The organism is Pseudonocardia sp. HH130630-07, from assembly GCF_001698125.1.
Lineage (GTDB): Bacteria > Actinomycetota > Actinomycetes > Mycobacteriales > Pseudonocardiaceae > Pseudonocardia.
Genome location: NZ_CP013854.1, coordinates 4,868,228 through 4,889,315, shown reverse-complemented (window position 1 = coordinate 4,889,315; position 21,088 = coordinate 4,868,228). Strand labels below are relative to the sequence as shown.

19 protein-coding genes and 1 riboswitch are annotated in these 21,088 nt (G+C 73.6%); of the genes, 8 read left to right on the top strand and 11 right to left on the bottom strand.

All coding sequences use genetic code 11. The features are described from left to right. The first annotated feature begins 40 nt into the window (after positions 1 to 40). Positions 41 to 1,390 carry an MFS transporter gene (locus tag AFB00_RS23240; protein ID WP_068798954.1) on the top strand — a complete coding sequence of 450 codons (1,350 nt, stop codon included), beginning with the start codon at positions 41 to 43 and terminating at the stop codon, positions 1,388 to 1,390. Here AFB00_RS23240 and AFB00_RS23235 read toward each other — a convergent pair. Continuing rightward, positions 1,281 to 2,771, bottom strand: coding sequence for an MFS transporter (locus AFB00_RS23235; protein WP_068798953.1), 1,491 nt, complete (start codon positions 2,769 to 2,771; stop codon positions 1,281 to 1,283). The two genes, AFB00_RS23240 and AFB00_RS23235, sit on opposite strands and share 110 nt — an antisense overlap. 135 nt (positions 2,772 to 2,906) lie before the next feature. On the opposite strand from AFB00_RS23235, the gene AFB00_RS23230 reads away from it, so the two are divergent. Next, positions 2,907 to 4,463: an acetolactate synthase large subunit gene (locus AFB00_RS23230; protein WP_068798952.1), complete on the top strand. Its 1,557-nt coding sequence runs from the start codon at positions 2,907 to 2,909 to the stop codon at positions 4,461 to 4,463. A 60-nt stretch (positions 4,464 to 4,523) separates the two neighbouring features. Beyond that, entirely contained in the window at positions 4,524 to 5,432 is a 909-nt protein-coding gene (locus AFB00_RS23225) for an SAM-dependent methyltransferase (RefSeq protein WP_083275774.1), read from the top strand. 82 nt (positions 5,433 to 5,514) lie between these two features. Here AFB00_RS23225 and AFB00_RS23220 read toward each other — a convergent pair whose 3' ends face one another. Further along, entirely contained in the window at positions 5,515 to 6,510 is a 996-nt protein-coding gene (locus AFB00_RS23220) for a hypothetical protein (protein WP_068798951.1), read from the bottom strand. Next, positions 6,507 to 7,166 carry a hypothetical protein gene (locus AFB00_RS23215; protein WP_197519633.1) on the bottom strand — a complete coding sequence of 220 codons (660 nt, stop codon included), beginning with the start codon at positions 7,164 to 7,166 and terminating at the stop codon, positions 6,507 to 6,509. Before AFB00_RS23215 ends, AFB00_RS23220 begins: the two co-directional genes overlap by 4 nt. Before the next feature lie 103 nt (positions 7,167 to 7,269). On the opposite strand from AFB00_RS23215, the gene AFB00_RS23210 reads away from it, so the two are divergent. Further along, positions 7,270 to 8,637, top strand: coding sequence for an MFS transporter (locus tag AFB00_RS23210; RefSeq protein ID WP_068800594.1), 1,368 nt, complete (start codon positions 7,270 to 7,272; stop codon positions 8,635 to 8,637). Positions 8,638 to 8,656: 19 nt separating this feature from the next. Here AFB00_RS23210 and AFB00_RS23205 read toward each other — a convergent pair whose 3' ends face one another. Then, on the bottom strand, positions 8,657 to 8,977 hold the full coding sequence (locus AFB00_RS23205; RefSeq protein WP_156819691.1) for a hypothetical protein: 321 nt from the start codon (positions 8,975 to 8,977) through the stop codon (positions 8,657 to 8,659). A 131-nt stretch (positions 8,978 to 9,108) separates the two neighbouring features. Between AFB00_RS23205 and AFB00_RS23200 the strand changes: the two genes are divergently transcribed. From AFB00_RS23200 to AFB00_RS32295, 3 genes are all read left to right on the top strand, one after another. Then, positions 9,109 to 9,570 (top strand): DNA-processing protein DprA, encoded by a 462-nt coding sequence (locus tag AFB00_RS23200; RefSeq protein ID WP_068798948.1) that lies wholly within the window; start codon positions 9,109 to 9,111, stop codon positions 9,568 to 9,570. After that, positions 9,567 to 10,484, top strand: a complete 918-nt coding sequence (locus tag AFB00_RS32300; protein ID WP_083275772.1) for a hypothetical protein — start codon at positions 9,567 to 9,569, stop codon at positions 10,482 to 10,484. The genes AFB00_RS23200 and AFB00_RS32300 overlap by 4 nt, the downstream gene beginning before the upstream one ends. A 99-nt stretch (positions 10,485 to 10,583) precedes the next feature. Further along, positions 10,584 to 10,877 carry a hypothetical protein gene (locus AFB00_RS32295; RefSeq protein ID WP_156819690.1) on the top strand — a complete coding sequence of 98 codons (294 nt, stop codon included), beginning with the start codon at positions 10,584 to 10,586 and terminating at the stop codon, positions 10,875 to 10,877. Between the two features lie 66 nt (positions 10,878 to 10,943). On the opposite strand, the gene cobN is transcribed toward AFB00_RS32295, so the two are convergent. From cobN to AFB00_RS23180, 3 genes are all read right to left on the bottom strand, one after another. Further along, a complete protein-coding gene (cobN, locus tag AFB00_RS23190) occupies positions 10,944 to 14,555 on the bottom strand; it encodes a cobaltochelatase subunit CobN (RefSeq protein WP_068798947.1) in 3,612 nt (1,203 codons plus the stop codon). A gap of 118 nt (positions 14,556 to 14,673) precedes the next feature. After that, positions 14,674 to 14,754: riboswitch (cobalamin riboswitch) on the bottom strand. A 27-nt stretch (positions 14,755 to 14,781) separates the two neighbouring features. Continuing rightward, entirely contained in the window at positions 14,782 to 15,411 is a 630-nt protein-coding gene (locus AFB00_RS23185) for a hypothetical protein (protein ID WP_068798946.1), read from the bottom strand. Between the two features lie 16 nt (positions 15,412 to 15,427). Continuing rightward, on the bottom strand, positions 15,428 to 16,768 hold the full coding sequence (locus AFB00_RS23180; RefSeq protein ID WP_442965825.1) for an MFS transporter: 1,341 nt from the start codon (positions 16,766 to 16,768) through the stop codon (positions 15,428 to 15,430). Positions 16,769 to 16,893: 125 nt separating this feature from the next. Here AFB00_RS23180 and AFB00_RS23175 point away from each other — a divergent pair, with 125 nt between their 5' ends. Beyond that, positions 16,894 to 17,487, top strand: a complete 594-nt coding sequence (locus tag AFB00_RS23175; RefSeq protein WP_060713948.1) for a plasmid pRiA4b ORF-3 family protein — start codon at positions 16,894 to 16,896, stop codon at positions 17,485 to 17,487. Between the two features lie 18 nt (positions 17,488 to 17,505). Here AFB00_RS23175 and AFB00_RS23170 read toward each other — a convergent pair whose 3' ends face one another. The 4 genes from AFB00_RS23170 to AFB00_RS23155 all read right to left on the bottom strand — a co-directional run bounded on the left by AFB00_RS23170 (position 17,506) and on the right by AFB00_RS23155 (position 21,056). After that, positions 17,506 to 18,333, bottom strand: a complete 828-nt coding sequence (locus AFB00_RS23170; RefSeq protein ID WP_060713947.1) for an IS5 family transposase — start codon at positions 18,331 to 18,333, stop codon at positions 17,506 to 17,508. Between the two features lie 70 nt (positions 18,334 to 18,403). After that, on the bottom strand, positions 18,404 to 18,934 hold the full coding sequence (locus AFB00_RS23165) for a 3-isopropylmalate dehydratase (RefSeq protein ID WP_068798945.1): 531 nt from the start codon (positions 18,932 to 18,934) through the stop codon (positions 18,404 to 18,406). Next, positions 18,931 to 20,199, bottom strand: a complete 1,269-nt coding sequence (locus tag AFB00_RS23160; RefSeq protein WP_068798944.1) for a 3-isopropylmalate dehydratase large subunit — start codon at positions 20,197 to 20,199, stop codon at positions 18,931 to 18,933. Before AFB00_RS23160 ends, AFB00_RS23165 begins: the two co-directional genes overlap by 4 nt. A gap of 2 nt (positions 20,200 to 20,201) precedes the next feature. Next, complete coding sequence (locus AFB00_RS23155) at positions 20,202 to 21,056, bottom strand: isocitrate lyase/PEP mutase family protein (RefSeq protein ID WP_197519632.1); 855 nt, start codon at positions 21,054 to 21,056, stop codon at positions 20,202 to 20,204. Positions 21,057 to 21,088 lie beyond the last annotated feature (32 nt).

Below are 21,088 nucleotides of genomic sequence, written 5' to 3'. Positions count from 1 at the left end.
CATCTCGACACGATCCGGGCACACGCCCTACCTTCCGTGCATGTCAGCCACCGTCCCGCCGGCGTCGCCGGGACCATCGCCCACGCTCCGGTCGTCCCGCAAGGTCGCCGCGGCCAGCCTCGTCGGGACCACGATCGAGTGGTACGACTTCTTCATCTTCGGCACGGCCGCCGCGCTCGTCTTCGGCCAGGTCTTCTTCCCCTCCGTCGATCCGCTGACCGGCACGCTGTCCGCGTTCGGCGCGTTCGCCGTCGGGTTCATCGCGCGGCCGGTCGGCGGTGCGGTGTTCGCGCACTTCGGGGACCGGATCGGCCGCAAACCGATGCTCGTCTACTCGCTGCTGCTCATGGGCGCCGCGACCGTCGGCATGGGGCTGCTGCCGGGCTACGACACGCTCGGCATCTGGGCCCCGATCCTGCTGGTGACGCTGCGGTTCCTGCAGGGCTTCGGCGTCGGCGGCGAGTGGGGCGGGGCGGCGCTGATGGCCGTCGAGCACGCACCGGCGCACCGGCGCGGCTTCTACGGCAGCTGGCCGCAGGTCGGCGTGCCGCTGGGGCTGGTGCTGGGGACGGCGACGTTCGCCGTCCTCTCCGCCGTGCTGACCGACGAGCAGTTCCTGGCCTGGGGCTGGCGGGTGCCGTTCCTCGCCAGCATCGCGCTGATCGGCGTCGGCATGTGGATCCGGCTCGGGGTGCACGAGTCCCCGGTGTTCCAGGACACGATGGACGCCAAGGCGGCGAACCGGATGCCGGTCGTCGAGGCGCTGCGGACCTACCCGAAGGAGATCCTGCTCGCGGCGGGATCGTTCCTGTCCACGAACTCGACGTTCTACGTGGGCTCGGTGTGGCTGGTCACCTACGCGACGACCGAGCTCGCCTACGAGCGCACGACGATCCTCACCGCGAACGCGTTCCTGTCGCTGTCCGACATCCCGATGATCGTGCTGTTCGGCCTGCTGTCGGACCGGTTCGGCCGCCGTCCGCTGTTCCTCGCCGGGATGGGGATGCTGGCACTGTTCGCGGTGCCGTACTTCTGGCTGGTCTCGACGTCGAACGTGTGGCTGTTCGTCCTCGGCGGGCTGGTCGTGCAGGCCTGCCGGTCCGCGGTGTACGGGCCGCAGTCGGCGTTCTTCGCGGAACAGTTCTCGACCCGGATGCGGTATTCCGGCGCCTCGCTGTCCTACCAGATCGCCTCGATCCTGGGCGGGGTCGCGCCGCTGCTGTGCACGGCGCTGGTCGCCTGGACCGGGTCGCTCTACGCCGTCGCGGGCTACGTGGCCGTCATCTCCCTGGTGTCGATGGGCTGCTCGTACCTGATGACGGAGACCCTGCGGACGGGTCTGCGGGACTCGGAGGCGGTTGCGTCCGGCGGCTCCGCAGCAGGTCGATGAGCCCGACGACGAGCGCGACCGCGACCAGCCCGACGGTGATCAGCAGACCCCGCGAGATCGCCGACGCCCAGTCGCCGGTCGCGGACAGCCGGCCGAAGAACACCGCGCCGACCGCGGACAGGCCGACCGCCGTCCCGATCCGCTGACCGGTCTGCAGCACCCCGGCGGCCGTCCCGCCGGAGGTGCTCGGCACCTCGGAGAGCGCGAGGGTCTGGTTCGGCGCGACGACCAGGCCGCCGCCCGCCCCGGCGACCAGCAGCGTCCCGGCGAGCGCCCAGCCGGTGGCCACCGGATCGCCCGCGGCCAGGCTGAGCGCGACGTCGGTGGCGACCAGGCCGGCGAGGACGACCGCGAGCCCGATCACGACCATCGGCCGGCCGAACCGCTCGACCAGCCGCCCGCCCAGCGCGGAGGTCACGGCGGAGCCGAGCGCGAAGGGCGTCAGCGCGAGGCCGGTCTGCAACGGCGTGTAGCCGAGCCCGTTCTGCAGGTAGAGGGTGAGCACGAAGAAGATCGAGGTGAACCCGGCGAAGTAGGTCATGCCCAGGACGACGCCGGTGGCGTAGCTCCGGGTGCGCAGCAGCGCGCCGTCGATCAGCGGGTGGCCGTGCACCCGTTTCGCCCGGCGCTCCCACCCGGCGAACGCGACCGTCGTCACCGCCGAGACCGCGAGCAGCCACCACGGTGCACCGGCCGGGTCCTGCTCGGAGAGCACCAGCGGCAGCATCAGGGTCACCACGGCCACGCCGAGCAGCACCACGCCCACCAGGTCGAGCGGCCGCCGGGCCGCCCGGGCCGCACCGTCGGACGGCAGCACCCGGGCGGCGTAGACGAGCGCGGCCACCCCGATCGGGATGTTCACGAAGAACACCCAGCGCCAGCCGTCGGCGGTGCCGGTCCAGGCCAGCAGCAGCCCGCCGAGCAGCGGGCCGACCGCCGTCGAGATGCCGACGACGGCGCCGAACATCCCGAACGCCGTCCCCCGCTCCGGACCGCGGAACAGGTCCTGGATGAACCCGACGACCTGCGGCGACAGCAGCCCGGCCGCGGCCCCCTGGGCCAGCCGGACCACGACGAGCACCTCCGGCGTCGGAGCGAACCCGGCGACCGCGCTGGTCAGCGTGAACAACGCCAGCCCGAGCAGGAACATCCGGCGGCGGCCGCGGTCGTCGCCGAGGCGGCCGGCCGCGACGAGGACCAGTCCGAACGTCAGGGCGTAGCCCGACACCACCCAGGACACCTGCGCGGCCGACGCGTCCAGCCCGGCCTGCATCGACGGCAGCGCCACGTTCACGATGCTGACGTCGAGCAGGCTCATGAAGCCCGCCACGAGGCAGACGGACAGGGCCCGCCACCGGCGGGGATCGGGCTCGGTGCTCATCCGGGGGCTCGTTCGGTGCTCACGAGGGTCCATTCCCCGTCGTCGCGGCCCGCGGCGCAACTCGAACCGGGGTTGGCGCAACCGGGGTCACACGGTGTCCACTGACCCCATGACGACGGCGACGGCGGCACACCGGTGAAGGGCGCCCAGGCTCTGGTCGGATCGCTGGTCGGGGCCGGCGTCGACGTGTGCTTCATGAACCCGGGCACCTCGGAGATGCACGTCGTGCGGGCGCTGGACGACGTGCCCGCGATGCGCGGCGTGCTCACCCTGTTCGAGGGCGTCGCCACCGGGGCGGCCGACGCCTACGCCCGGCTCACCGGCCGGCCCGCCGCGGTGCTGCTGCACCTCGGGCCCGGTCTCGGCAACGGGCTGGCGAACCTGCACAACGCGCGCCGGGCCGGATCACCGCTGCTGTGCGTCGTCGGCGCGCACGCGACCGACCACGTGCGCCACGACGCCCCGCTGGAGTCCGACATCACCGCCGTCGCCCGGACCGTGTCGGGCTGGGTGCACACCAGCGGGACCGCCCGCGACGTCGCCGACGACGCGATGCGGGCGGTCGCCGCCACCGCGGCGGACGGCGGGCGGATCGCCACCCTGGTGCTGCCTGCGGACGTGTCCTGGTCCGAGGGCGGCGACACCGCACCACCTCGGACGACGGCGACGCCCGAGCCGCCGTCGCCGCTGCGGGTGGACCGCGCGGCGGAGGCGGTGCGCGCCCCCGGCGCGGTGCTCCTGCTGGGCGGCCCCGCGCTGAGCGCCCGCGCGATGGACGCCGCCGGCCGGATCGCCGCGGCCACCGGCACCCGGTTGCTGGTGGAGACGTTCCCGCGGTGCTGGGACACCGGCGCGGGGCGGCCCGCCGCGGAGAAGCTCGGGTACGCCGCCGAGCGTGCACTCGACCAGCTGACCGGGGCGTCGTCGCTGGTACTGGCCGGGGCCCGGTCGCCGGTGGCGTTCTTCGGGTACCCGGACCGGCCGGGCGACCTGGTCCCGCAGGGCTGCCCGGTCGTGGGGCTCGCCGACGCGGCGTCGGACGCCGAGGCCGCCCTGACCGAGCTCGCCGACCGGGTCGCCGGCGGCGTCGCGGCGGAGCCTGCACCGCACCACGCGCCGGAGCCGGGGCCCGGCCCGCTCGACGTGCGGTCGCTGTGCGCCGCGGTCGCCGCGACGCTGCCGCAGGACGCGATCGTGATCGACGAGTCGGTGACCGCGTCGGCCGTCCTGGCCCCGGCGCTGCGGACGGCCGCCCCGCACACCCAGCTCGCGCTGACCGGGGGCGCGATCGGTCAGGGCCCACCGGCCGCGGTGGGGGCGGCGATCGCCGCGCCGGACCGCCCGGTGGTCGCGGTGCAGGCCGAGGGCAGCGCCCTCTACACGCTGCAGGCGCTGTGGACCCAGGCCCGCGAGCAGCTCGACGTGACCACCGTGATCGTGCACAACGCGTCCTACGCGATCCTGCGGGTGGAGCTGGGCCGCACCGGCGCCGGAGAGGTGGCCCGGTCCGGCCGTGCGGCCCGGATGCTGGACCTGACCGACCCGGTCCCGGACTTCACCGCGCTCGCGACCGGGTTCGGCGTCCCCGCCCGGCGGGTGACGACGACCGAGGACCTGCTGGACGCGCTGCGGTGGGCGCAGGCCGAACCGGGCCCGCACCTGATCGAGGCGATGGTCCCGCCCCCGGCCTGACCGCGCCCTGCGTCGTCGCGACCGCCCCTCCGATCGCCCGCTTGCTCGGCTCCTCCTGCAGTGAGTGATCACAATGGGACTAATTTCCTATTTCGTCCCACCCGAACGGGCGCACACGGCACAATCCCTCCGGCGAACGAGCGCGATCGTCGCAGAAGGTGGTGGGATCCGATCGACATCGACCAGCCGAACGCGGCCCGGGCCCACGACTTCCTGCTGGGCGGATCGCACAACGGCGACGCCGACCGCCGGCTCGCCCGCACCGTCAGCGACGCCTATCCCGGTGCGGTCTCGCTCGCCCGGGCCAACCGGGCGTTCCTGCGCCACGCCGTGCGGCACTGCGTCGGCAACGGCATCACCCAGCTGCTCGAGCTCGGGGCGGGCCTGCCGACCGCGGGCAGCGTGCACGAGGTCGCCTGGACGGAGGACCCGTCGGCCCGCGTCGCCTACGTCGACGTCGAACCCGTCGCCGTCGCCTACAGCCGTGACCTGCTCGGCCACACCGACCAGGTCACCGTCACCCAGGCCGACCTGCGCCACCCGCGCGCGATGCTGTCCAGCCCCGGGGTGGCGGACCTGCTCGACTTCACCCGGCCGGTCGCGGTGCTGCTGGTCGGCGTGCTGCACTTCGTGTCCGACTCCGACCAGCCGGCGCAGATCCTGCGGACCTACCGCGACGCGCTGGCCCCGGGCAGCGTCCTCGTCGTGGCGCAGTCCAGTGCCGACTACCCGGAGCACCCACGGCTCGCCGAGGCGATCCGGGCCGCGAACAGCCACTACGCGTCCACCCGCACTCCGGGAACCCTGCGCAGCCGTGCCGAGCTCATCGAGTTGCTCGACGGGTGGGAGCTCGAACCGCCCGGGATCCTCGACGTCGCCCGCTGGGAGCGCGGCCGGATGCACGCCGACCCCCTCGGGGGCTACGGCGCGATCACTCGTCCGCTCCCCGCCCCCGTGTGGGCTCGGTAGCGATCCCGGGACCCGGCCGGGCACGACGGCGATCCCGGTCCGCGCCGCGGCCGCCGGTGCGACCGCGGCGCGGACCCGGTGATCAGAGCGACAGCAGGCGGTCGAAGAACTCCCGGTACCGGCCGAGCGCCTGGCGCAGGTCCTCGGTCGAGGCGTCCTGCCGGGAGAACTGCTGCTCCAGGTCGTCGCGCTGACGGCGGAACAGGTTCTCCAGCTCGTCGAGCACCTCCCCCACCAGCTCGTTCGCCCCCTGCACCGCGCGCCGCGGCTCGTCGACGAACTCGCCCTTCAGGACCGTCCAGCGCTCCTGGTACTCCCGGGAGCGCTCCGGGGTGAGCAGCGCCGATCCACCACCGGCCGCCGCCGAACCCGGGTGCGCGGCATCGGCGGCCGCGGCGGGCTCGTTCCCACCGGGAGGCGTACGGACGTCCGCGGGCGCGCCCCCGCCCGGAACGCCGCCACCACGCGGGTCACCGCCGACCGGAGCCGTCCCGTCCGGTGCAGCGCCACCGGGCGGAGCCGTTCCGCCGGGTGCGGCGCCACCGGCCGGAGCCGGACCACCGGGTGCGGTGCCACCGGCCGGAGGGGCGCCACCGGGTGCGACGCCGCCCGTCGGGGCTGCGCCACCGGGAGGGGGGCCGCCGGCCGCGGTCCCGCCGCGCCCGGGCGGGACACCGCCGCCGGGCCCCGCACCGGCGGGTGGCGCCGCAGCCGGGTCGACGGCCGGGGCGCCGCCACCCGGGGCGGCAGCACCGGACCGCGCGTCCGGCGGCGCCGATGCCGGGTCGGTCGCACCGGGGTGGCGGGGATCGCCGCCAGCAGGGGGTGGCGCGCCCGCACCCGGGTCGGCCGCCGGGGGCATCTCCCCCGGCCCCCCAGGTCCGGAACCCGCCGGGGCTCCGTCCTGCGGCGACCGGACACCGGCGTCACGCTCCGCGGTCGACCGGGCGTCGGCCGGGTCCCACGCGGCGTCGCGCTCGTCGTCGGTCCGGCCGACGATGCGGTCCTTCAGCTCCCCGGCGAGCCGCGCGGCGCGGCTGTCCTGGCGCCCGCCGGAACGGTCGTGCGTGTCGCTCATGTCGTGGTCTCCCGTCGGACGTCCTGCTGCTGGGGCTGGTCCGTGCGCCGGTGGGCGCCGGGCTGGGCGGTGCCGTCGTCGCCATCGTGACCCGGGTCCCGGTGGCCGGGGCCGTCGTCGCCGTCGAGCAGGGCGTCGACGAGGGCCCGGTAGCTGGTGACGGCGTGCCGGAGGTCCTCGGTCCCGGCGCGGCCCGCGGCGTGCTCGGTGGAGATCGCCCGGGCCTCGCGGTAGCGCTGGGTGACGACGGGATAGGCGACGGACAGGTCCTCGGCCTGCTGGTCGAAGTTCTCGACGGGATAGCCGCGGGCCGACATGACCTCGGCGACCAGGCGGTCGGCGTGGGTCACGGCACTGCCCGGATCGTCGACGAAGCCCTGCTGGACCTGCGTCCAGCGCTGCCGGTAGCCCTCCCGCTCCTGCGGGTCGAGATCCCGGAGCTTCAGCGACCGGTGGCGACGGCGCCGGTCCTGCAGCTCCTTCTCGGCGTCGCGCGGGTCGTCGGCACGGCCGACGGTGCGGTCGTACTCGGGTCCGAACTGGTCCTTGAGGTTCGCCGAATGACGTTTGCGCAGCATCGAGGCGACGCCGAGGGCGATCGCCGCCACGACGATCACCACCACCGCCACCACGATGATCGTTGTGAGACTGCTCATAGACACTGGTACCCGTTCGAGCGACGAGCAAACACGGAGCGTGTGCGGATGATCGACTCACCCGGTTGACCTGAACCCGGGTGCAGGGCGCAGGGTGGCCGGTGTGGTCGAGACGGTCGGTGGGCGCGCGGCAGAGGACGGATACGGGGTCTGGGCCGCGGGCCGGGCACCGACCACGGTCGGGATCATCCTGCTGATCAGCCTCATCGCGTTCGAGTCGATGGGCGTCGGGACCGCGATGCCGCAGATCGTCGCGGATCTCGGCGGGGTCGCGTACTACGCGTGGCCGTTCGTGGTGTTCCTGGCCGCGGCCGTCTTCGGGACGGCGTTCGGCGGCCGCTGGTGCGACGCCCGCGGCCCGCGGGTCCCGCTCGTCGCGGCGCCCGCGCTGTTCGGGATCGGGCTGCTGGTCGCCGGGAGCGCGGAGTCCATGACCGCACTGCTCGTCGGCCGGGTGCTGCAGGGGCTCGGGGCCGGGGTGCAGGGGGTCGCGGTGTACGTGCTGGTCGCGGGGGTGTACCCGACGCGGCTGCGGCCCGCGGTGTTCGGGCTGATGTCCTCGGCCTGGGTGATGCCGTCGCTGGTCGGCCCGCCGCTCGCCGGGGTGGTGACGGAGCGGTTCTCCTGGCACTGGGTGTTCCTCGGGCTGCTGCCGGTCGTCGGGCTCGCGGTGCTGCTGGTCCTCCCGGCGGTGCGCCGCCTGGGCCCGCCCACCCGGCGGGGGGACGGAGCCGGCGGGGCGCGGACGGTGCTCGCCGCCGCCGGGGCCGGGGCCGGCGTCGCCGGGCTGAGCTGGGCGCTGGAGAACCTCGACGTCCGGGGCGCCGTCGTGGGTGCGACCGCGGTCGTCGTGCTCGTCCCCTCCCTGCGACGGCTGCTGCCCGGCGGCACGGTCACCGCGCGGCGGGGCATCGCCGCGGTGGTCGCCGCCCGCGGCCTCGTCGCGGGCGCGTTCCTGACGATGGTGTCGTTCCTGCCGCTGATCCTCACCGCCACCCACGGCTGGTCGCTGTCGGCGGCCGGGGTGCCGTTGATCGTCGCCTCGCTGGGCTGGTCGGCGGCCGCCGCCTGGCAGGCCCGCCATCCCGACCGGGACCGGTCGGCGCTGCTGCGCGGCGGGTTCGCGACGATCGCGGCCGGTCAGCTCGGCCTGCTCCCGGTCGCCGCGGGCTGGCTACCGGGCTGGGTCGCGATCGCCGCCTGGGGGCTCGCCGGGCTCGGCATGGGTGTGGCGTTCTCCGCCGTCGCCTACCTGACGCTGGCGCACTCGGCTCCCGCCGACGTCGGGGCGCACTCCTCGGCGGCCCAGCTGCTCGACCAGCTGGCGACCGCGTCGTTCGTCGGGCTCGGCGGGGCGCTGATCGTGCTGCTCGTCTCCCCCGCACTGGCGATGCCGGTGCTGCTGGTGGTCCTGCTCGTGCTCGCACTGACCGGGGTCGTGACGGCGGGGCGGACGCGGGTGCCGGCCTGACGCCCGGCTCGTGTGCGCGTCACCCGTCGACGACGTGCACCTGCGCTGCGGAACGACGACGGAGTCGGCCGAGCATCAGCGCCTGCAGCAGCGGATGCGGCGAGAAGTGCCCGAAATCGGGGACGAGGACATGCCGCACCCCGGAGGAGTCGAGCGTGTCCAGCAGGTCGCCGAACGCGATCCGGGTTCCGCGGTCGTGCTCGGCGAAGATCGTGCCGAGCGCCAGACCGCGATCGGCCGCGGCATCCCGGAGCCGTCGTTCCTGCACCGCGACCACGTCCTCCGGTACACCGTGAACGTGCAGGTAGCCGTGGGCGGGCCGGCCAGGTCTGGTCACCACGTGTCGCTCACCCGTCCCCCGGCGGAGCCGGCCGCCGTCGATGACCGGGTGGTACCCCGTCGCCTGCTGCCATGAGACCCTGTGGCGCATACAGCCGGGAGATGACAACCGATGACGTTCGGGAGAGCCGGATGACCGGAGCGCTGACCGTCACCGGGACCCGCGCCGTGGGGTCGGAGCCGGACGAGTGGATCGCGACGTCGTTCGAACGGTTCCTGGCACCGTTCGCCGGACCCGGCACGACGGTCTACGTCGGCGGCGCGGCCGGGATCGACAGTTCGGCCCTCGCCTGGCTCGCCCGGCACAGCGTGGCAGCGCTGGTCGTCGTCGTACCGGGCACGGTGGCCGACCAGCCGGACGTCGCCGCGTCGGCGATCCGGCTCCGGGAGGCGGAAGGGCGTATCGCACGGGTGGTCGAACTGGGTGCACGACGGGTCGGGACAGCCGCCTACCACGCCCGCAACCGATGGATGGTGGACCGCAGCGATGTGGTGATCGGCTTCCCGCGGGGGAACGATCGGGCGAGCGGGACCTGGTACACGCTCGACTACGCCGCCGGTCTGGGTCTACCGCGGATGGTGGTGCCCGTGTGACAGCCGAACCGCGCACACCGGCCGACCGGGCCGCGGCAGCCGAGACACTGCGCCGGGTACGCGAGCGTCGCGGCTGGTCGTGGGCGGACCTCGCCCGCGCGCTGCGTGCCACCGCGCAGGAGATCGGTCTTCCCGCCCCGGCTGGTGGCTCGGTGGCCGGGATCCAGCGGACCATCGCGCGCTGGGAGAGCCGGAGCCGGCCGAACGGCCCCGCGGAACGCTATCGACGTCTGCTCGTGCACACCTACCTGCGGACCCCGGGCGGCCGACCCGACATCGGTGCGGGCTCGGACTGCGCACAGGTGCTCGATGCACTGCGCGGCTTCGGTGCCTCCGAGGCACAGTTGGCCGAGCTGCTCGGCTCGACGGCTCGTGACGGTGTCATCGCCGGAGCCCCTGCACGAGGGGAGCGATCGGGACGTGCGGATCCCGCGATGGTCGAGGCACTCCACCACGACGTCGCCCTGCTGGACGAGCAGGTCGGTGTCGTCCCGTTCGTCCGCCTGCAGGTCGAGCTGGCACCGCTCCTGCGAGACTGCCGGTCGTCGACGGCGACGGACGGCTCGACCGGCGCGATCAACCTCGTCGTGACCGCTGAGGCACTCGCCGCACGTCTCGCCTTCGAGAACGGCGACGACCGATCGGCGACGTCGCACTACGCCGGGGCGGCTGCGGCTGCAGCCCGGCTCGACGATCGCTGGCGCCGGGCCAGGGTGCTGACCAGCCGGGCGATGACCGTTCTGCACGCTCACGACGATCCCGACGTCGCTCTGCCCATCGCCCGGGCCGCCGTCGTGGATGCACACGCCGGGAGCCGTGGCACCGTCCGGGCACGGGCACACGCCGTTCACGCCGAGGTCCAGAGCCGTTGCGGCAGCGTCCGTGATGCCGAGGCCGCGCTCGATCGTGCGTAGCGGTGCATCGATCAGTTGCCGGACGGCGATGCCCGGAGCGGCTTCCCCGGACCACGCCTCGACGGCTTCACCGGGTTGTGCGCTCTGAACATCGGCCGGTTGACGCAGGCGGAACGGGGGCTCGGTGCTGCGTTCGCGGCGCTCGCATCGAACCGGGACCGGGTACAGCGGGCCATCGTCGGGAGCGATCTCGCGCTGACCCGCATCCGGGGAGGACATCCGGTCGCCGGTGCCGCTCTCCTGCACGAGGTCGTCGGTCTCGTGGCGGCCGCAGGCGGCCGCGTGCCGATGCGTCGTATCCGGAAGGTCCGTCAGGAACTCCGACCGTGGCGCGGTGAACGGTTCGTCGCCGATCTCGACGATCACCTGCACGATGCGTTCCTGGGTCGCTGACCGAGGACCCCGGGGCTGAACAGGGTCACGACCCGCCCACGAGGAGCGAGCCGTGACCCCGTCCGCTCAGGACCCGTCGTCCTCCAGGTCCCCCTCGGACTCCAGGTACGCCTGCCGCAACGCGTCCAGCGTGCCCGCCTCCGGCGACTCCCACAGCCCCCGGTCCACGGCTTCGAGCAACCGCTCGGCCATCCCGTGCAACGCCCACGGGTTGGACTCGGTGAGGAACTTGCGGTTCTCCGGGTCGAGCACGTACTCCGCGGTCAGCGTCTCGTACTGCCAGTCCGCGATCACGCCCGTCGTCGCGTCCCACCCGAACAGGTAGTCCACGGTCGCGGCCATCTCGAACGCGCCCTTGTAGCCGTGCCGGCGCATCGCGGCGATCCACCGCGGGTTGACCACCCGGGCCCGGAACACCCGGGCCGTCTCCTCGTGCAGGCTGCGGGTGCGCACCGACTCGGGGCGGGTCGAGTCGCCCACGTAGGCCGCGGGGGCCGAGCCGGTCAGCGCGCGCACCGTGGCGACCATGCCGCCGTGGTACTGGTAGTAGTCGTCGGAGTCGGCGATGTCGTGCTCGCGGGTGTCGATGTTCTTCGCCGCGACCGCGATCCGCCGGTAGGCGTTCTCCATGTCGTCCCGCGCGGGGACACCGTCGAGCCCGCGGCCGTAGGCGTAGCCGCCCCAGGTGGAGTACACCTCGGCGAGGTCGGCGTCGCCCCGCCAGTCCCGGGAGTCGACCAGCTGCAGCAGCCCGGCGCCGTAGGTGCCCGGCTTGGACCCGAAGATCCGGGTGCGTGCCCGGCGGTCGTCGCCGTGCCGCTCCCGGTCCACGGCGACGTGGGACCGGACGAAGTTCTGCTCCGGGCCCTCGTCGAGATCGGCGACCAGCGCCACCGCGTCGTCGAGCAGGGCGAGCACGTGCGGGAACGCGTCCCGGAAGAACCCGGAGATCCGCACCGTGACGTCGACCCGCGGCCGGCCCAGCTCCGCGAGGTCGATCACCTCCAGGTCGCGCACCCGGCGCGACGCGTCGTCCCAGACCGGGCGGACGCCGAGCAGTGCGAACACCTCGGCGACGTCGTCGCCGGAGGTGCGCATGGCGCTCGTCCCCCACACCGACAGCCCGACGCTGCGCGGGTACTCGCCGTGGTCGGCCCGGTACCGCTCGACCAGCGACTCGGCCATCGCCTGACCGGTCTCCCAGGCGAGCTTGGACGGCACCGCCTTCGGGTCGACGGAGTAGAAGTTCCGCCCGGTCGGGAGCACGTTGATCAGCCCGCGCAGCGGCGAGCCGGACGGCCCGGCCGGGACGAACCCGCCGTCCAGGGCGTGCAGCACCTGGTCCAGCTCGTGCGCGGTGGCGTCCAGCCGGGGCACGACCTCCTCGGCGGCGAACCGCAGGATCGTCTCGACGGCGGCGGGATCGCTGCCCGGGGGCAGCTGCCCCGCCCGGGCGAGCACGGACGGGGCCGCGTCGGCGGACCAGCCGGCCGCCTCCATCCCGGCGACCAGTGCCCGCGCGACCTGCTCGACGGCGTCGGTGCGCGCGTTCGACTCCGACCCGTCCTCGACGAGGCCGAGCGCCTGGCGCAGGCCCGGCACGGACTGCTCGCCACCCCACATCTGCCGGGCCCGCAGCATGGCCAGGACCAGGTCGACCCGCTGCTCGCCGGACGGGGCCAGCGCGAGTACGTGCAGGCCGTCCCGGATCTGGACGTCCTTGATCTCGCACAGCCAGCCGTCGACGTTCATGAGCATGTCGTCGAAGACCTCCTCGTCCGGACGCTGCTCCAGGCCGAGGTCGTGGTGCATCTGGGCCGCGGTCATCAGCGTCCAGATCTGCTGGCGGATCGCGGGCAGCTTCGCCGGGTCGAGGGCGGAGATGTTGGCGTGCTCGTCGAGCAGCTGCTCCAGTCGCGCGATGTCGCCGTAGCTCTCGGCACGGGCCATCGGCGGGATGAGGTGGTCGACCAGCGTCGCGTGCGCGCGGCGCTTGGCCTGGGTCCCCTCCCCCGGGTCGTTGACCAGGAACGGGTAGATCAGCGGCAGGTCGCCGAGCACGGCGTCGGTCCCGCAGGACGCCGACATCCCCAGCGTCTTGCCGGGCAGCCACTCCAGGTTGCCGTGCTTGCCGACGTGCACGATCGCGTGCGCACCGAAGCCCCCCTCCGACGCGGGAGCGGCGAGCCAGCGGTAGGCGGCGAGGTAGTGGTGCGACGGCGGCAGGTCCGGATCGTGGTAGATCGCCACCGGGTTCTCCCCGAACCCGCGCGGCGGCTGCACGATCACGGTCACGTTCCCCGACCGCAGCGCCGCGACGACGATGTCGCCGTTCGAGACGTAGTGCTCGCCGGGCGCGGCGCCCCAGTGCTCCTCGACGCCGGAGCGGAAGTCCTCCGGCAGCGTGTCGAACCAGCGCCGGTACACCGGCGACGAGATGCGGATCGGGTTGCCGGCCAGCTTCTCCTCGGTCAGCCAGTTCGGGTCCTGACCGCCGGCGGAGATCAGCGCGTGCATGAGGGCGTCGCCGTCCCCGGCCTCGACGCCGGGGAACTCCCCGGTGTCGTAGCCCGCCGCGGCCATGGTGCGCAGCAGCGCGACGACCGACGCGGGGGTGTCCAGGCCGACGGCGTTGCCGATCCGCGCGTGCTTGGTCGGGTACGCCGAGAGCATCACGACGATCTTCTTGTCCGCGTTCGGGACCCGGCCCAGGTTCGCGTGGTTCACCGCGATCCCGGCGACCCGGGCGGCCCGCTCGGTGTCCGGGACGTAGACCGACAGCCCGTCGTCGTCGATCTCCTTGAACGAGAACGGGACGGTGATCAGCCGGCCGTCGAACTCGGGGACGGCGACCTGGGTGGCGACGTCGAGCGGGGACATCCCGTCGTCGTTGTCCTCCCAGGTGCTGCGCGAGCTGGTCAGGCACAGTCCCTGCAGGATCGGGACGTCGAGCGCGGCGAGCGCGGTGACGTCCCACTCCTCGTCCTCGCCGCCGGCCTGCGCGGACGCCGGCTTGGTCCCGCCCGCGGCCAGCACCGTCACGATCATGGCGTCGGCGTCGCGCAGGCGTTCCAGCAGCGCGGCCGGGGCCTGGCGCAGCGAGGCGCACCAGATCGGCAGCGCCCGGCCGCCCTTCGCCGTGATCGCATCGCAGAGCGCCTCGATGTAGCGGGTGTTCCCGGCGAGGAACTGGGCTCGGTAGAAGAGCACCGCGACCGTCGGCCCGTCGGCCGGCGTGTCGGCCGGCGTCCCGTCGCGGTCGAGGACGCCCCACTCGGGCAGCTCGACCGGGGGCTCGAAGCCCTCGCCGGTGAGCAGCACGGTGTCGGACAGGAACGCGTGCAGCTGGGCGAGGTTCCCGGTCCCGCCCTGGGCGAGGTAGGTGTGCGCCTGGGCGGCGACCCCGGCCGGGACCGACGACAGCTCCATCATCTCCGCGTCCGGCGCCATCTCGCCGCCGAGGCAGACCAGCGGCGTCGCGCCGCCGCGGAGCAGGTCCAGGCCCTCCTCGAAGTACCGGTAGCCACCGAGCACCCGCACGACGACGACGTCGGCCGCCTCCGCCATCGCGGCCAGCTCGTCGTGGGTGACCCGGTTCGGGTTCGCGAGCCGGTAGTCCGCACCCGAGGCGCGGGCGGAGAGCAGGTCGGTGTCCGAGGTCGACAGGAGGAGGATCACCGGGACCCCACCGGCCGGTGCGTGGTCGGGGCGGGGGCCGGGCCAGTGCGGGCGCGCGTCATCGGCGGACCTTCCTCGGGATCCTCGTCCCGGACGGAGGCTGTCCGACGGGTGGGGCCGGTGTCTGGCTCACCGGCCCCGTGCACGACGGCGCCGGCTCACAGTGGCGGGACCGCGCCGGACTCGCACCGGCTTCCCGGGTCCCCACCCGCCGTCGGTTGTCCGATCACCTTCCGGAATCGGCCGGTCTCCCGTCAAGGCGGTCCTCGACCAGGGTGGTGATGCGCACGTGCGACGGCGTGCCGGGCGCCGAGCCGAACCCGAACCGCACCGGTGGCGCGACCGGGGCCAGGCCGCCGAGATCCGCGCCGTCCCAGCGGGCGACGGCGGCGGTGACCCGGTGCAGGTCCCGGGCCCCGTAGTACTCCCGCCGCCCGCCCCCGGCACTGCCCACGGTCCGCACCCCGGGCTGGACCCGGCGGGCCAGCGGGTCGATGCCGCGCAGCCAGTACCGGTTCACCGCCAGCGGTGCCGGGACCAGCCGCAGCAGGGCGCCGAGCACCGTGCGCCCACCGACCCGCCAGGCGATCTCCAGCGGCCCGGCGACGACCTGCCTGCGGTCCCCGCGCGCGGTGTGGGTCACCGGCACGACCCGCACCTCGTCGAAGGTGTACGTGGCGGCGACGAACGCCGCGACCTCGCCGGACGGGGCGAGCAGCGTCCGGTGGCCGTCGGCGTCCTCGGTCATCACGTCGGTGAACGGGCCCAGCGGCGAGCGCGGCCAGTGGCCGACGACCACCCGCCGTCCCGCGCGGGTGCCCAGGCCGGAGATCCAGCCGTCGAACCGGTCGGTCATGGCTCCGGTGTACCCGCTACACCGGCAGCCGCTCCCGCCCGGTCTCGCGCAGCGTCAGGACGGTGACGATCCCGACGAGCGCGACGCCGAACACCCAGAACGCCGGCGACATCGGGTCCCCCGTGCTCTGCACCAGCTGCGCGGCGACGTAGGGCGCCGTGCCACCGGCGAGGATCGTGCCGATGTTGAACCCGAGCGCGACCCCGGTGTAGCGGACCCGGCGCGGGAACAGCTCGGTGAACTGCGGGAACGCCGGGACCTGCGCCAGCCCGTTCACCGCCATGTAGACGACGTAGACCAGGGTCACCACCACGATGCTCGACGTCGCGCCGAGCAGCGCGAACGCCGGCCAGGCGATCAGCAGGTAGAGCACGTACGCCGACAGGAGCACCGGACGCCGGCCGAACCGGTCGGTGAGCATCCCGGCGAGCGGGTAGGTCGCGCAGGCCAGCGCGATGCCGATGGCCGACGCCCAGTACACCGAGCCGGGGTCGAAGCCCTCGGTTCCGATCAGGTAGGTGCTGAAGTAGGTCAGGCCGACGTAGCCGGTCCCGTTCATCGCGATCGCGATCCCGACCACCCGCAGCACCGCACCCGGCCGCTCCCGGACGACGCTGAGCAGCGGGCTGCGCACCACCTCGTTGCGCCGGGCCATGGACTCGAACTCGGCGGTGTCCTCCAGCTTGACCCGGACCCACAGGCAGACCAGGGCGAGCGGGACCGCGATCAGGAACGGAATCCGCCAGCCCCACGCCGTCATCTGCTCGGGCGTGGTGAACGCGGTGACCAGGCCGACGACCGCCGCCGCGACCGAGAAGCCGAGGGTCGAGCCGACCGGGGTGAGCGAGCCGTAGAGGCCGCGCCTGCCGGGCGGCGCCGACTCCGCGACGTAGGTCGCCGCACCCCCGATCTCGCCACCGGCGGAGAAGCCCTGGGCGAGCCGGACGAGCACGAGCAGGACCGGGGCGAGCACGCCCGCGGTCGCGAAGTCCGGCAACAGGCCCAGCACGCCGGAGAAGGCACCCATCGTGACGACGGTGACGACCAGCGCGTGCTTGCGGCCGCGCCGGTCACCGAGGCGGCCGAAGAACCAGCCGCCGATCGGGCGCATGACGTAGGCCGACCCGAACACGGCGAGCGTCAGCAGGATCGAGACCCCGGGCTCGTCGCTGGGGAAGAACAGCGGCCCGAGGGTGACGGCGAGGAAGGCGTAGACGCTGAAGTCGTAGTACTCGATCAGCGTGCCCACGCCACCGGCGACGGCGGCCCGGCGGGCGGAGACGGTGGACGGTGGCGCGTCGGCCCCGGGGCCGGGCGGCGAGGTCGTCTCGGACACGGTGTGCTCCCAGATCGGCATTGATCAGCAGAGTTCGGCAGGTTTCGGCAGGTCGGCGACGGTTCGGTGGACGGGCACCTCAGAGGTCGTTGCAGAAGTCCGGGAGCGGGTGCTGGGGGTGCGAGGAGCGGTGGGAGCATCGCAGCATGGCGAGGCCTCGGGTGACGACGAAGACGAAGATCTTCCGGATCGAGATCGTGTTGGTCGATGTCGAGCCGACCGTGCGACGGGTGGTCGAGGTTCCGGGTGAGGCCAGCCTCGCGGTCCTGCACGAGGTCGTGCAGGACGCGATGGGCTGGACCAACTCCCACCTGCACGAATTCGAGATCGACGGTGTCCGCTACGGGCTGCCTGATCCGGATTGGGACACCGGCACGCTCGACGAGGCCAAGACGAAGTTGTTCCGGGTGCTGGCTGCCGGTGATGACGCCGGCTACGTCTACGACTTCGGCGACAACTGGCACCACGTTTTGGTCGTCGACGCGGTCACCATCCCAGAGCCTGGGGTGCGGTACCCACGCTGTGTCGAGGGTCAGGGTGCGTGTCCGCCCGAGGATGTGGGCGGGGTGTTCGGCTACTCGGAGTTCGTCGACGCGCTCGCCGATCCCGATCATGCTGAGCACGCCGAGCGGGTCGAGTGGTGGGGCTCGGACCGGTTCGACCCACACCACTTCGACCTCGTCGCCACCGACCGAGCGCTGGAGCGTTTGGCCGGGGCGAGCGCGACGGCGCGGTCCTGATCCACCGCGAGGGGTCGTTCAGGGCAGACGGCGCAAACAGATCAACGCGCACGCCAGTTTCAGCAAGGCCTCGATGCTGGTGCGGGAGCGTTCGTAGCGCAGCCCGAGCCGCCGGAACGACAGCAGCCAGGCCATCGTGCGCTCCACGACCCACCGGACCCGGCCGAGCCGGGAGGAGTCTTCGACTCCGCGGCGAGCGATCCGCACCCCGATCCCGCGCCCGGTCAGGTAGCGGCGACACCGTGGATAGTCGTAGCCCTTGTCGGCGTGCAGCTTGCCGGGACGCCGCCGCGGGCGTCCGGCCTGGCCGCGCCGTTCGCGGACGCCGGGGTTGGTGTCGAGCAGCTCGGCCAGTATCCGGCTGTCGTGGGTGTTCGCGCCGGTCACGACCGCGTGCAGCGGCAGGCCGTTGCGGTCGCATAACACGTGGTACTTCGACCCGGCCTTCCCACGATCGGTCGGCGAGGGCCCCGTCTGTTCGCCGCGGCGCTTGGCGCGCACGCTGACCGAGTCCACCGCAGCTCGCGACCAGTCCAGAACCCCGGCCTGGCCGAGCCGATCGAGCACTACTCGGTGCAGCTCATCCCAGACCCCCGCCCGCTGCCAGTCGCGTAGCCGTCGCCAGCAGGTGGTCCCTGATCCACAGCCCAACTCGGGCGGCAGGTCGTTCCAGCCGATCCCCGTGGTCAGCACGAACACGATCCCCGCCAGCGCGGCCCGGTCCGGTACTGGTGGCCGGCCGGTCCGCGCGCCTCGCCGACGTGGCCGAGGACGGGGAAGCAGCGGCTCAATCAGCTCCCACAGCTCGTCGGTGACCAGTCGTTCGACCGTCGATGCCCTTGCCATCAACTCTGAGCATCACCCGACCAGGTCCATCTACATAGGACCAACACGCCCCGACTTCTGCAACGACCTCTCAGGTGCGCGTGTGCTCGGCGAGCAGCAGCTTCAGCGAGCCGCCCGCCTCGATCACCCGCACGACGCGCTCGCTGGGCGGGGTGCCCCGCAGCGTCCGGCCGCCGGCCAGGGTCACGACGGCGGTGCGCCAGTCCAGGCGCAGCCCGTCACCGGTGGTCACGGCCGCGGCGATGCCGGGCACCGTGATCAGCGGCATCCCGTTGTAGGTCTCGCCGCGCCAGAATCCCGGCGAGAACGACTCGGCGAGCACCGCGGCGATCCCGAGGTCGCGCAGCGCGACCATCGGCGGGTAGTGCGGGTGACCGTAGCCGAAGTTCCGGCCCCCGACGATCACGTCGCCCGGCCGGACCCGGTCGGCGAACGACGGGTCGTAGGCGCGCATGACCTTGCTGCGCAGGAACTCCGCGTCGTAGGACTTGATGTTCTCGACGCCGATCACCAGGTCGATGTCGAAGTCGTCGCCGAACACCCAGGCCACCCGGCCGTCGACGACGTCCGGTGGCGGCGGGTAGTCGCGGGTGGCGCTCACCGCCCGGTCACCTCCCCGGCCGCGGCGATGGTCCCGGTCACCGCGCTCGCGGCGACGGTCGACGCGGAGCCCATGTAGATGTTGGCGTCGGTGCTGCCCATCCGGCCGGAGATGTTGAGGACGCCGGTGGAGATGCAGTTCTCGCCGGGCTGCAGCGGCTTCTGGTAGCCGAAGCAGAAGTCGCAGCTCGACCGGGCGATCTGCGCCCCGGCCGCGCGGAGCACGTCGAGCAGTCCCTCGTCCTCGGCCTGGCGGTGCACGGCGTCCGAGGTCGGGACGACGTTCAGCTCGACGCCGGGGGCCACCCGCCGCCCGTCGAGGACGAGGGCGGCGGCCCGGATGTCCTCGATCCGGCCGGACGCGCAGGACCCGATGAACGCCTTGGTCACCGCGGTGCCGGCCAGCTCGGCGACCTCGCGGGTGTGCGCCGACCGGGCGGATCCGGGCAGCACCACCTGCGGCGTGATCGTCGAGAGGTCGTAGTGGTGCACGGCCCGGTAGCCGGCATCGGGGTCCGGGTACTGCGGCTCGGAGCCGGGCCCGCCGGTGGCACGGGCGTGGGCGAGCGCCGTCGCGTCCGGTTCGAACACCGCCGAGACCGCGCCGGTGAACATCGCCATCCCGCACAGACCCTGGCGCTGGTCGATCGGCATCGACCGCGCACCCGGCCCGCCGAACTCCATGACCTGGTGCGCGCACCCGTCGGCACCGTGGTCGCCGATGATGCGGTGCACCAGGTCCCGGCTGTCCACGCCGGGCCGGAACTCCCCGGTCAGCTCGAACCGGGTGCTGGCCGGGACGTCGAGGTGGATCCGCCCGGAGACCCACGCCTCCAGCAGGTCCCGGCGCACGCCCCAGCCGAGCGCGCCGAACGCGCCGGCGCCGGAGACGTGCCCGTCGAAGTGGATGACGAAGGTGCCGGGCCGGGCGTAGCCGAGCTCGGCCATCACCTGGTGCCCGATCCCGCGCGCCTCGTGCAGCGCGATCCCGTAGAACGCGCACCAGTCCCTGGTGACCTGGTGGACCTCGTCCTCGCGGGCGTCGCCGCGGGTCAGCATGTGGTCGATGAACACCACGTAGCGCTCCGGCTCGGCGAGCTCGCGGATGCCGAAGTCGTCGTGCATCTGCCGGAACATGACGTCGGTGTAGCCGGGGAAGTCGTAGGCGATCATGTGGTCCGGCCGGAACGCCAGGTTCTCCCCCGCCCGGACCTCGTCGACGCCCGCGGCCCGGGCGAGGATCTTCTCGGCGACCGTCGAGCCCATGCTCAGCTCACCGCCGCGGGCAGGTAGGCGCGCTGCTGGCGTTCGATCTCGTCCATCCCGATCAGCCCGACGAACACGTGGTGGTCCAGGCCGTCTGCGCTGACCTCGGCCGGCGGCTCGCCGGCGGCGAGGCGCTGCAGGCAGCGCTGCGCCGACCCGGTGACGGCCATCAGCACCTGGGTGGGGAGCAGCGCGAGCCGGACGCCGATCTGCTCCATGACCTCCGGGGTGAACTCGCGCTCGGTCCACGCCGAGGCGGTCAGCGTCGCGGTCAGCGGGACGCCGGCGACCTCCCGGCAGCGGGCCCACTCCTCGACCGTCGCGAACGTCTTCGTCACCGGCATGATCATGTCGGCGCCGGCCCGCACGTAGGCCTCGGCCCGGCGCAGCGCGCCGTCCCCCGTCGCGTCGGTGCGGGCGATCACGATCATGTCGCCGGCCGCGTCCTTCACCGCCCGGACCTTGCCCTCCGCCTCGGTGACGTCGACGAGGTCCACCGCGGCGCCGGGGATCAGCGGGCAGCGCTTCGGGGAGCGCTGGTCCTCCATGAAGACCGCGGCCACCCCGGCGTCGGCGAACCGGCGGGCGGTCCGGGCGGCGTTGACGGCGTTGCCGTAGCCGGTGTCGATGTCGGCGATCACCGGCAGCGTGCTGGCCTCGCGGACGGTCCGGACCGCCTGCAGGTTCTCCGACATCGTGTACAGCTCGGCGTCCGGGTAGCCCAGCGCCGCCGAGATCGCGAACCCGGACGCGCACAGCGCTCCGAACCCGGCCTGCTCGGCCAGCCGCGCGGTCAGCCCGTCCCACACACCGGGCGCCCGGACCAGCTCCGTCGAGATCATCTCGCGCAGTTCCACTGATCACCTCTCTGTGTATCGTGATGCGATAC

What these genes read in the sequence shown, in the direction of transcription:
- AFB00_RS23160 (WP_068798944.1), bottom strand. Translation starts at nt 20,199, where the DNA reads ATGGGCTCGACGGTCGCCGAGAAGATCCTCGCCCGGGCCGCGGGCGTC.
- AFB00_RS23235 (WP_068798953.1), bottom strand. Translation starts at nt 2,771, where the DNA reads ATGAGCACCGAGCCCGATCCCCGCCGGTGGCGGGCCCTGTCCGTCTGC.
- AFB00_RS23215 (WP_197519633.1), bottom strand. Translation starts at nt 7,166, where the DNA reads ATGAGCAGTCTCACAACGATCATCGTGGTGGCGGTGGTGGTGATCGTC.
- AFB00_RS23220 (WP_068798951.1), bottom strand. Translation starts at nt 6,510, where the DNA reads ATGAGCGACACGCACGACCGTTCCGGCGGGCGCCAGGACAGCCGCGCC.
- AFB00_RS23240 (WP_068798954.1), top strand. Translation starts at nt 41, where the DNA reads ATGTCAGCCACCGTCCCGCCGGCGTCGCCGGGACCATCGCCCACGCTC.
- AFB00_RS23170 (WP_060713947.1), bottom strand. Translation starts at nt 18,333, where the DNA reads ATGGCAAGGGCATCGACGGTCGAACGACTGGTCACCGACGAGCTGTGG.
- AFB00_RS23180 (WP_442965825.1), bottom strand. Translation starts at nt 16,768, where the DNA reads ATGCCGATCTGGGAGCACACCGTGTCCGAGACGACCTCGCCGCCCGGC.
- AFB00_RS23200 (WP_068798948.1), top strand. Translation starts at nt 9,109, where the DNA reads ATGACCGGAGCGCTGACCGTCACCGGGACCCGCGCCGTGGGGTCGGAG.
- AFB00_RS23185 (WP_068798946.1), bottom strand. Translation starts at nt 15,411, where the DNA reads ATGACCGACCGGTTCGACGGCTGGATCTCCGGCCTGGGCACCCGCGCG.
- AFB00_RS23175 (WP_060713948.1), top strand. Translation starts at nt 16,894, where the DNA reads ATGGCGAGGCCTCGGGTGACGACGAAGACGAAGATCTTCCGGATCGAG.